The organism is Acidovorax facilis (assembly GCF_023913775.1).
Taxonomy (GTDB): domain Bacteria; phylum Pseudomonadota; class Gammaproteobacteria; order Burkholderiales; family Burkholderiaceae_C; genus Acidovorax; species Acidovorax facilis.
This window is the reverse complement of sequence record NZ_JAMXAX010000009.1, coordinates 65,120-74,002: the sequence shown is the minus strand read 5'-3', so window position 1 is coordinate 74,002 and position 8,883 is coordinate 65,120. Positions and strand designations below refer to the sequence as shown.

19 protein-coding genes are annotated in these 8,883 nt (G+C 57.5%); 4 read left to right on the top strand and 15 right to left on the bottom strand.

The features are described 5' to 3' along the window. Positions 1-81: 81 nt before the first annotated feature. The 13 genes from NFX52_RS05415 to NFX52_RS05355 all read right to left on the bottom strand — a co-directional run bounded on the left by NFX52_RS05415 (position 82) and on the right by NFX52_RS05355 (position 5,947). The gene (locus NFX52_RS05415; protein ID WP_055396538.1) at positions 82-753 is read right to left on the bottom strand and encodes a hypothetical protein; all 672 of its coding nucleotides are present in this window, start codon (positions 751-753) and stop codon (positions 82-84) included. 15 nt (positions 754-768) lie between these two features. Next, on the bottom strand, positions 769-1,437 hold the full coding sequence (locus NFX52_RS05410) for a DEAD/DEAH box helicase family protein (protein ID WP_055396745.1): 669 nt from the start codon (positions 1,435-1,437) through the stop codon (positions 769-771). Positions 1,438-1,746: 309 nt separating this feature from the next. Next, positions 1,747-1,920 (bottom strand): hypothetical protein, encoded by a 174-nt coding sequence (locus NFX52_RS05405; protein ID WP_156358658.1) that lies wholly within the window; start codon positions 1,918-1,920, stop codon positions 1,747-1,749. A 364-nt stretch (positions 1,921-2,284) separates the two neighbouring features. Further along, on the bottom strand, positions 2,285-2,527 hold the full coding sequence (locus NFX52_RS05400) for a hypothetical protein (RefSeq protein ID WP_156358659.1): 243 nt from the start codon (positions 2,525-2,527) through the stop codon (positions 2,285-2,287). Further along, positions 2,520-2,753, bottom strand: a complete 234-nt coding sequence (locus NFX52_RS05395) for a hypothetical protein (protein WP_055396540.1) — start codon at positions 2,751-2,753, stop codon at positions 2,520-2,522. Before NFX52_RS05395 ends, NFX52_RS05400 begins: the two co-directional genes overlap by 8 nt. Beyond that, on the bottom strand, positions 2,750-3,040 hold the full coding sequence (locus tag NFX52_RS05390) for a hypothetical protein (RefSeq protein ID WP_156358660.1): 291 nt from the start codon (positions 3,038-3,040) through the stop codon (positions 2,750-2,752). Before NFX52_RS05390 ends, NFX52_RS05395 begins: the two co-directional genes overlap by 4 nt. Positions 3,041-3,064: 24 nt before the next feature. Continuing rightward, complete coding sequence (locus NFX52_RS05385) at positions 3,065-3,628, bottom strand: hypothetical protein (RefSeq protein WP_055396543.1); 564 nt, start codon at positions 3,626-3,628, stop codon at positions 3,065-3,067. Between the two features lie 336 nt (positions 3,629-3,964). Continuing rightward, positions 3,965-4,174 (bottom strand): hypothetical protein, encoded by a 210-nt coding sequence (locus NFX52_RS05380; protein WP_055396545.1) that lies wholly within the window; start codon positions 4,172-4,174, stop codon positions 3,965-3,967. Positions 4,175-4,208: 34 nt separating this feature from the next. Then, entirely contained in the window at positions 4,209-4,475 is a 267-nt protein-coding gene (locus NFX52_RS05375) for a hypothetical protein (RefSeq protein WP_156358661.1), read from the bottom strand. Positions 4,476-4,761: 286 nt separating this feature from the next. Continuing rightward, the gene (locus NFX52_RS05370; RefSeq protein ID WP_252635560.1) at positions 4,762-5,286 is read right to left on the bottom strand and encodes a hypothetical protein; all 525 of its coding nucleotides are present in this window, start codon (positions 5,284-5,286) and stop codon (positions 4,762-4,764) included. A 55-nt stretch (positions 5,287-5,341) separates the two neighbouring features. After that, complete coding sequence (locus tag NFX52_RS05365) at positions 5,342-5,542, bottom strand: hypothetical protein (protein WP_156358662.1); 201 nt, start codon at positions 5,540-5,542, stop codon at positions 5,342-5,344. Beyond that, positions 5,532-5,768 (bottom strand): hypothetical protein, encoded by a 237-nt coding sequence (locus NFX52_RS05360; RefSeq protein ID WP_156358663.1) that lies wholly within the window; start codon positions 5,766-5,768, stop codon positions 5,532-5,534. The genes NFX52_RS05365 and NFX52_RS05360 overlap by 11 nt, the downstream gene beginning before the upstream one ends. Positions 5,769-5,785: 17 nt before the next feature. Next, positions 5,786-5,947, bottom strand: a complete 162-nt coding sequence (locus NFX52_RS05355) for a hypothetical protein (RefSeq protein WP_252635559.1) — start codon at positions 5,945-5,947, stop codon at positions 5,786-5,788. A gap of 185 nt (positions 5,948-6,132) precedes the next feature. Here NFX52_RS05355 and NFX52_RS05350 point away from each other — a divergent pair, with 185 nt between their 5' ends. After that, the gene (locus NFX52_RS05350; protein ID WP_252635558.1) at positions 6,133-6,750 is read left to right on the top strand and encodes a hypothetical protein; all 618 of its coding nucleotides are present in this window, start codon (positions 6,133-6,135) and stop codon (positions 6,748-6,750) included. 251 nt (positions 6,751-7,001) lie between these two features. On the opposite strand, the gene NFX52_RS05345 is transcribed toward NFX52_RS05350, so the two are convergent. Continuing rightward, on the bottom strand, positions 7,002-7,655 hold the full coding sequence (locus NFX52_RS05345; protein WP_252635557.1) for a LexA family protein: 654 nt from the start codon (positions 7,653-7,655) through the stop codon (positions 7,002-7,004). A gap of 69 nt (positions 7,656-7,724) precedes the next feature. Between NFX52_RS05345 and NFX52_RS05340 the strand changes: the two genes are divergently transcribed. Beyond that, a complete protein-coding gene (locus NFX52_RS05340) occupies positions 7,725-7,940 on the top strand; it encodes a Cro/CI family transcriptional regulator (protein ID WP_252635556.1) in 216 nt (71 codons plus the stop codon). Between the two features lie 2 nt (positions 7,941-7,942). On the opposite strand, the gene NFX52_RS05335 is transcribed toward NFX52_RS05340, so the two are convergent. After that, a complete protein-coding gene (locus NFX52_RS05335; RefSeq protein ID WP_252635555.1) occupies positions 7,943-8,227 on the bottom strand; it encodes a hypothetical protein in 285 nt (94 codons plus the stop codon). Here NFX52_RS05335 and NFX52_RS30845 point away from each other — a divergent pair. Both NFX52_RS30845 and NFX52_RS05330 read left to right on the top strand, forming a co-directional pair. Further along, on the top strand, positions 8,217-8,345 hold the full coding sequence (locus NFX52_RS30845; RefSeq protein WP_255354200.1) for a hypothetical protein: 129 nt from the start codon (positions 8,217-8,219) through the stop codon (positions 8,343-8,345). The two genes, NFX52_RS05335 and NFX52_RS30845, sit on opposite strands and share 11 nt — an antisense overlap. Positions 8,346-8,453: 108 nt before the next feature. Further along, positions 8,454-8,774 carry a hypothetical protein gene (locus NFX52_RS05330; protein WP_055396561.1) on the top strand — a complete coding sequence of 107 codons (321 nt, stop codon included), beginning with the start codon at positions 8,454-8,456 and terminating at the stop codon, positions 8,772-8,774. Positions 8,775-8,883 lie beyond the last annotated feature (109 nt).

Sequence of the window (8,883 nt, the reverse complement as noted above, 5' to 3'; positions counted from 1 at the left end):
TGTACCGTGCATGCGCCCTGGCTCTTGCTGCCTTGCCCTTGGGCGATTGGGCGTAGGCACGGTAATCGCGCTGCGGCATGGTCAGTAGGGCGCGTCGCCGAAGTCGTCAAACCCACCCGCTGCCGGATGGCCTGGGGGAGGACCGCCATGATCGGTGCGATGTGATGCACCGGCGGGGCGGGTCTTCAATGGGCGATCTGCTATGGTCGCCAGGATTGACGAAAGCTTTTGCGGCTGCGTCTTGTTGCCAACAACTTCGCTTGCGGTCAATTCGGTGTCGGCTTGAAATGGCACCACCAGCTCAAGGCGCCAGCCGGTTTCCCCGGTCAATTGACCATCGCGCATCTTGGCGTACTCGGTGTTGCGCATCACCAGCCCAATCGGACGATTGATCAGGTCGGGGAAGGTTTCGGCTGTCACCTTGTTGGTTTGCCGCGTGTCGTAGTCGTAGCGGTCTACCTGGGCTTGAAGAACCTTGAGTTCTCGTCCTGCCGGGAAGCGCAGCACAGCCAGGATTGCCTGCACTGATTTGAAGCCCATCAGCGGCTTGTTGTCGCGGTCCATCGTCCAGAGGTCAAAGCGGCACGTGCGCTTGGACTCATCTTCAAATGTGAAACCGATGCCGTGCGTTCCCTTGTTGGTGCTTACCAGCTTTTCGGCCCGCGTGAACTTGCCTTTGTACTTTCCGGTTTCGTCGAGGTAAGCGCTGATGTTGTCGGCTTCTGCCGCAGTTGCTGCATTGAATTGGTACATGATGTGTCCTTGGTGTTAGACGGTTTCTTGAAGGCCGTAGTAGGAAAAAATGGCCGCATCGACAGCGGCTAGGTCGTTGTCGATCTGGTCTGCCTCGAACAAGCCCATGGGACTTTTTACGGTGTCGAGGCCGTTGTTCTTGGTGGTGAAAAGGTACTGACCGTTGATCACGGTGGTGCGCAGGACAATGGTCAGCAGGCCCTCCAGCGTGATCTTTTCATCCAGCAACTTGCCGATGGTCTTGGCCTTCACCCGTCCGTTCTCATCCTCTTGGGTGTGCCCTAGGATGTAGACGCGCTTGTGGTCTGGCAGCTGGCTTGCGGCCATCAAAATCGACCATGCGTTGTGCGCAATCTCGTTGTATTTGGCAAACGCGGCATTGCCGGTTTCTTTGTCCAACACGCGACGCATGAACTCGTTTGCCAGGATGTACTGGAAGTCATCCAGCACGATCACATCCCGGCGTGTGCCCTTCATCATCTTGATGATCTGGTCAGCGTTGTCGGATACAAAGACATTGCCGTGGGGCTTGTTTTCTTTGTGGAACCAGCCCCACCCCTCAGAGCGGAATGGAAGCGGCTTTTTGACCGCCTGAATCAGAAGCGTGTGCGCCGGGTCCAGATTGCGAAGGCTGGTCGTCTTTCCCGTGCCGGACTGGCCCAGGATGAGGGTTGCGATTGACATGGTGTGTTCCTTGGAATGCTTGGTGTGATTGGTCGAATTCAATTTGTGCGCAGGCCATAGCCTCATCGCACGACTCTTGCAAAACTGGATGCATGGCGCACCTCTCAATAAATCGGTGTTGAATACCCCCGCACAAAAGCAAGTGCGAGAGCTAGAGCGCAGGCAAGGAGCCACGCGGCAAAGAATGCGAGGTGCTTCATGCAATCCACGGCGATGCAACCACCACCGCCAGCATCAGCGCAACGACAAAGGCCAGGGCGATTTCGATTGAGTCGCGCTGGCCTTCGGTGATGTTGAGTTCGTCTTCTGTCATGGGGATGGCTCCTTGGTCTGTTGTTCACCGCGCATCTCGCGGACGTAGCCGATGTAGCGAGCGCCTTCTTCTTCAAAGCCCTTGCGGCGCAGCGCCTCGCCAGCGTCTTCCAGGGCTTCTTTCGAGAACAAGAACTGCTCGTGTTCGGTCATTTGAGAGAGTGGGATCATTGCCGTGCTCCCGGCATAGGAGAGCGCTTGATGGCGACTGCCATGCGACCCAATTCAAAAGCAAGGCCGCTTCCTTCTGCGCCTGGAGCAATGTCGCTCCATGTATCAATAGCGTCACCGAGCAGGTTCCCGTGCGCCCAGCAGAAGCATGGAGCGTGGGCTTTTAGATGCTCCCGCAACGCTGTGCAGCGACTGCAAGTCTTGAATACATCTACGATGCCCTCCCACTTTGCGCTGACACGCTCGTAGGTCTCGCCCGGGCTGATGGCGTGCCCGCATTCATAGCAGCGGTGCTCCTTCCGCGCCACGGGCTTCGTAGCGCAGTAAAAGTCCGCTGGGTCGTAGTCGCAAAAGCATGAATCATTCATTGCCCGCTCCTTGCTTGCGCCACAGCATCCCGAAGGCTTGCGGCTGTGTTTTCTTCTGATGCCATGTCAACGCATCCGGCCAGGACAATGACAGCCAGCACCACAGGCACTAGCAGCCATCCACGACGCACAAAGGCGTAAAAAAACCGGCGATGGGCCGGGGTCTTGTAGTAGTAGATTGCGTGTCCGTCGCATCGCGTGGTGCGGGGAAAGCGCAGGGTCCAGTTTGAATCACTCATGTGGCTCTCCTTGTGCTTTGGCGATTGCTGCGCGGACGAAGCCTTGATAGAACGAGTCATAAGCCTCAGCAGCAGATGCCCCGGCTTCGGCGCACAGCGTGAACCGCTGGTCAATCGTTATGAGCGTGCTGAGAAGCTCTGCTTTCAGGTTCTCCGCCTTCACCTTAGCCTGCGCCTCAGCGCTTGCCTTCCGTGCTGCTGGGAGGTCTTTGAGTAGCCTGGTCATGGCTCAAACTCCGGCTCTGGTTGGCAGGTTGCGAATTGTTCTTCCAACTCCGCGATCTGCTTCTGACTGAGAAGCCGGTAGCAGTCCCAGCCCCGCACATATGAGCTGGTGAGGTTCACTTCTTCCGGGCAACCCGGGTAGTCAATGGTTTGAGCCTCGCCAGGGATGTACTCAAAATGGCACACCACTGGTTCGTCGTTGGCCCATTCTGGGTACAGGGTTAGCTCATGCTCCCCCTTTGGGCAGCGCGGCGCCCGATACTCTGCAGGTATTGATGTTTGCGACATTGCTGCCTCCATGAAAAAGCCCGACTAAGCGGGCTCAAGGAAATCAGGCGGGAGGATGACGGCTTCCTCTCCGGGCCACCAACTCAATGGCGGTTCTTCTCGTATCACTGCATTGAGTGCATCGAACGCAGCCATGAGCCGGTCGCTTACCTCGCCATCTTCTGGAAGGTCGTCGTGGTAGTGCTCGTTCGGATCAATTTCGCTGGCCGTTTGTGGCTTGCAGAACACCAAGCGTGCGTCTTCTGGTTTGATGTCGTTATCAACCAGCCAATCCGCTATTTCTTGGGCGTCGAAGAAGTAGGTCTCCCCATCAAACACAGCCACTGGCGTGCCGTCGTATGCGCGGCGCGGCATCGCTGCGAACCTCGCATTCATGCGCTCATCGCGGCACATCCGGCACCATCCGCGCGTCTCGACAACGCCATGCGCCGGGTTCTCGCTACAGACTTTGTGAGTAGACCCGTCGTAACGAGCCATATGCTCATCCTGGCCCCAGAAGTGCCCCGTGCGCGATACCCAGCCAGTGACGGTTTGTAGGCTGGCTGCCTCATCGGATTCGTAGAGGACAATTGCTTTGTCTGCTGGCATGCGTTTCTCCATGAAAAAGCCGCCTCAGAGGGCGGCTAGGGTGGGTGTATGGTGCTGGTTACGTCTCCAGCGTCCCGAGGGACCGCGCCAAATTGCCAAGGGCATTCGCCACTAACAGGCTTCACGGCTTTGGATGGCCGGTTGTTGCTTTTTCAAGTCGGTGTGCTCCGACCGGGTCATGCTCCGCGTTTACAAGTCGCTGCAGTCATCCCGCTTTCCGCCCCACTCATCAAACACTGCACGCAACGCTTGATGAGTGGCCCTGGGGCCTTTCACCCAGGAGGTTGTCGGAGCTTCCATCCGCACCAGCCGCGATACCGCAGCCTGTGGAGTTTGTTAGCCTTCGATTCCCTGCAGCACTTTCATCGAGCGAAGCATTGCGACAACATCGCCGGATGCCATCGCCTTATCTGCAGCGCGCAACTCCGCTTCGATCATCGCCGCGCCAAAAAAGCCTGCCGGGCTTACTGCTTTGTAGTAGCCAAGCACCTCGCGAACACGTGCGCATTCTTTAGGCAGTGCGTCTGCCAGCGTTTCGGTTGTCATGCTCTCTCTCCTGTTCGTTGATTGGTGGAGCTGGTTAGCACCATTCATTCGGGATACCTGCTGCATCGCAGGCATCACTCAGATCCTGGTATCCATTCCCGCGAAACCAAGCGCGGCATTCGTCGTGCTTTGCATCAAGCCAAACATCAGCCGCCTCGCTATCTCTCGCAACTCCATCTGGCAGCGGTCCGATGTAGTCAAGCCAAGAGTCATCGTTATCAAGAACGAGCGTGTAGTGATCGCGGTTCAAATCGCCACTACGAAACGCTGCGGCAAGTTCAGTGAGGTTTTGGTATTTCATGCTCTCTCTCCTGTTCGTTGATTGGTGATTGCTTTGAAGGGCGGGCTAGGGTGCGAACCTAGCTAGGTCTTATGTGGGCGTCACTTATTTCAGCTTCTTACCTACCTGTCTCGACAACAGGTCACCGGCATGGCCTTCCTCAATGCCTGCACACACAGCCCCTACTGGCCTCTTTGCGGGTCCAACCCGCCAGAATTTCCATCTACTCACTGTGTGTCGCGCTTCTCTCAGCGCTTCCGCCCATCAAAGCAATCACCCCTGGATAGCCTGTGGGGTGGGGGGGTGGTTACTTGATCAACTTAGCTACTGCTTCTGCGACCTTGAGTTGCGCTGCGGCGACAGCGGCTTCCACGGCCTGTTTGATCTCTTTCTGCATCGTGTAGTCGATAGTGGCCTCGACGTTCTTTTTCACGATGTAGTCAAGGCGGCTTTGGTTTGCTTGATAGCCGCCAGCTTCGCCGCGATCATTGACTTTGGCGCCTAGATAACCTTCTGCAGCCTTTCCGATCAGTGCCTTCAAGGTGGTGGGTTCGCCAATTTTTTCGCCGTAGCCGTTGTGCTGCTGGATAGGTTCGTTTACAACCTTCTCGATGATCGCGCCAACGCTGGATTGAATCGTCAGCCGAACCTCGTTTTGCACGGCTTGGCGAATGTCTCCGCGAGACTGCTCCACGATTTGGTGGGCAGCAATGCGCGCAATGGAGTCAAACATCTTTTCCGCGTCGTACTGGATCACGTTCGGGTTGATCGTCACTGCGCCTTTTGCTTCTGGTGCTGGGTTGCTTTCTACTTCATAGTCTTCGTCGTACATCTCTATCTCCTAGTTGAAAACAAAGCGCCTCTGAGGCGCTGGTGGGGGGGGGGGGTTACTTTGGAAGGCTGGCCGTCACGCTCAGCTGCAGCACAAACGGCTCACCGCGTGGAGTTCCCTGCGGAGTGGTCTTGTAGTTCTTTGCGAACCACTGCCGGTTTTCTTCGGCGGTCTGCTCGTTGTCGAACAGCAATGGCCTCGGGTCCTCAGGCCAACACAAAGCCCAGGCCTTGAGCTTGCTGTGGTCAATGGCCATGGGCAGCATCCACTGAAACCTTGGCTTGCTCTGGCGTTTGGTTGCGCGCAGCACAAGGTGTGCAGCGGCAGGTAATGGGCTGCCCTTTGCCCCACTGAGTAAGGCGCACACAGCGCTCTGGCATAACGCGCTTGAACTCGACACCGCTGATGATGATTGCGTGCATGTCTATCTCCTGTTGAAAATCCAAAGCAGCCTCTGTGAAGCGGCTTTGGGTTTGGCCCACGTTGGCAGGCCGGGGGGTTACTTGATTTCCTGCGCATCTACTGGATGCCATCCGCCCTTTTGGCACATGGCCATGGCGTCGCAGGCCGAAAACGCTTGCACTGTCACGCGCTTGCAGCGGCCGTCGTAGTTCTCCAGCGTGACGCGGAACTTTGTTGGGACTTGAATGCTGATGGCCATGTCGTTCTCCTGTTGAATGTCAAAGCACCGACCCGCGATGCTTTGAAATCGCCCCGCGTTAGCAGGGCTCCGGTCTTGCTTTTCTTGGCGACCTAGCCTCACCGCCGTATAGAACCCAGCGTTGGATTTCGCAGTGCTGGGGCAGCCGGTCGTTTCCTTCCTTCGCCCTACATATCTCGTTCGCGTTGCCTGATCCCATCCGGGGGCAGAGCGCTACTAGCCTTCACACCGACGATCTTTTCTATACCGCTACCGCCTGCGGTTGCCTTGTGTTTATCCAGCCGGGCTTGCTGCAAGAACCCGAGGTGTGCGCCGATCCGCTTCACCCGTCGCCGCGTTTTGCGTCGATGGGTGTTACTGTAAGTGCGCTAACAATCAAAGTCAAGTGCTTTAACAATATTTTTGTAAATGCACTAACATTTGTTCTACGCCCAATCCGGGCGGGCAACAAAAAACCGCCTCGATGGGCGGTTGGAAGGGTGGCTATGGCCGGTTATCTAGAGTGGGTGGCGATCACAGCGGTTGTGGTTGCGGTCGCCGCACTGGCGGCGGGGCTGGCAGAGATGCGCAAGCGTCGGCACCGCGAAACAGCGGTGCGGGCGGGGTATGAGGCTTGGCAGGGCCTTGCCGAGAGGCGGGTGGACCCCGAGCTGGCCGCCTGCAATCAAAAATGGGAGCGTGAAATCAAGAAGCACGAGGCCGATCAGGATTCCACTATTTCACAGTGGTCAGCGGGGCTGCGGGAAGCTGTTTATCAACCAATTTCTGAAAGCGATCTAGCACATCGATTTCAGCGTCCGTGAGGGTGGTGTTTAGCAGCCGGTCTTTCGATTTGTTAGCAAGTTCGTTGAAGTTGGAGCGCAGGATCGCGGGGCTGTTGCACTGTAGCGCGAGGGAGACGACGAGATGGTGGTCCACCGCAAACTGCAGGTACAGCTGCCTCAATTCTCTTTTCAAGACCACGACTTCGGCTTGCAGTTTTTCAACGTCCGTTGGTTTTTTAGGCATAGGCAATCGTTGCTTTGGCGGCTTCGGGCCAAGCCGCCTATTTGGCTTATCCGTCTTCCCACTTGCCCAGCACGGTGCCCAGGATGTGGAATTTCTCGCGGATTGGCTCATGTGACGGGTTAAGTGGCTGCAGCCACTGGCGGCCGTCTTCATTCTTGTAGACCTTGAATGTCACTTCGTCCGTTCCATCCAAACAGGCCACCACGCGATCACCGTTCACCGGGTTTTTGCGCTCGGGGTCCACAAAGATGTAACAACCCTCTGGGTAAGTCCGGCTGTTACCGCTGGGCGCTGTCATGGAGTCACCGCGCACTCTGAGGGCGAAGGTGCTGCTGCTGTGGTTGACGGGGCAATCCATCCAGCGATCCGCTTGGCCTGGCAGATGTGGGTCCGCTGCGTTGCACCACTCGCCAGCCTGCACCCAGGAAATCAATGGCACTTTGCCGCGCAGGTCCGGCCCAGCTTCGGTGTTGGAAACGCCGTGCGACATTTTTGGGCCTTCGCCGCTGGATAGCCAGAGTGCACGAAATCCCGTCTTTGCCGAGAGCCTGGCGGCTGGCGCGGCTTTCAGCGTTTTGGTCGGCCCATCCTTCCACTGTGTGGCTGCCGAAGAAGTTACGCCAGCAATGTCGGCCAGCTCTCCAACAGTCAGCCCAGCAACGGCCATTACTTCAGCGATCCTGTCCTGCAGCGTATTCATGTAAGCGAGCTTACTGTTTCCGCTTGTTAGTGTGCTTGACTTCATTTGTAAGAGTGCTAACATGACGACATGGAAAAGATCAAAGCCATCGAATTACTGGGCGGAACCGTTGCAAAAGCAGCGGATGCCATAGGCATCAACTCCCAGGCCATTTCGCAATGGCCAGACACATTGCCGCCCCGGCTGGCCGACCGAGTGATTGCTGCCTGCGTTCGATCAGGCATTGCAGTTCCCCGTGAGTTTGCTAAGCCCGCCCGCAAGGCAAAGCAGCAGGAGGCCGCGTGAGATCAGCGTCCCTTCATGTAGCGCCGAATGGCTGCTTTCTCCCTGGCCTCCAGCAGTGCCCAGTGGTGAGCGCGCACCAAGCTCATGGTTTCGTAGAAGACATAGATGCCGAAGTGCGCTGTGGTGACCGCGCCCAAGAAAAAGTAGCGCCATGCCTCGAAAGTGGTGGTTGCCGTGGCTGAAAACCAAAACAGCAGCACCGGCACTGCGCCAAGGCTCCAGAAGCGTTTTGCCGCCGCCAGCGCAAACCGTCGCCTTCGCCACATTGGCAACGCCATGACCTTCATTGCTTACCTCCTGATGGTTGCTGGCGCAACTGTAGGCGGTTTGCCGGGCGAGCTGCTTTTGATCGCTGCGTTCATCGCGCTCCCCATCGGCAGCGTCTGTCTCGCCAAAGGCGCCTAACCCATGGCCCGCACCCATTCCCTCCTCAGTCGCTTCGCAGCGGCCTTTCCAGTCGGCGCTTCGTGCGTCGGCTGGCTTTTCTTCACCAACCAACCGATGAGGTAATTCATGCAGAACTCTGAGCAACCCCGCAGAACCCTTCAGTCCATAGCCGATGGATTGGTAGTTAAAGCTCAAGCGCCGATCAGCGATGTGCAGGCCCAGATCGAGTACCTGGAGGACTCCATCGCGAAATTGGACGCGGCAAGCTGCAACTTGCTCGCACGCCTTTCGCCGGTTTTGTGCCCATGCGCTGATCCAAGCGAAAGGCCCGGACCCGCCCGCGCTCTTGCTTCCACCGAGCTGGCCGTACAGATCAGCACCTTGGCCAGCCGGGTCGATTCCGTTCGCGGCGCACTGGCCGACGCACACGGCCGCCTGGGCATCTAAGCCGTGCCCCTCTCCATTTCCCTCCTCGCCGCTGCAACGGCTTGCTCCTGCTCCGGCAGGGGCCTTTTTGATGCATCCCCCCGCCTGGTCATGCGCCATCCGGCTGCCC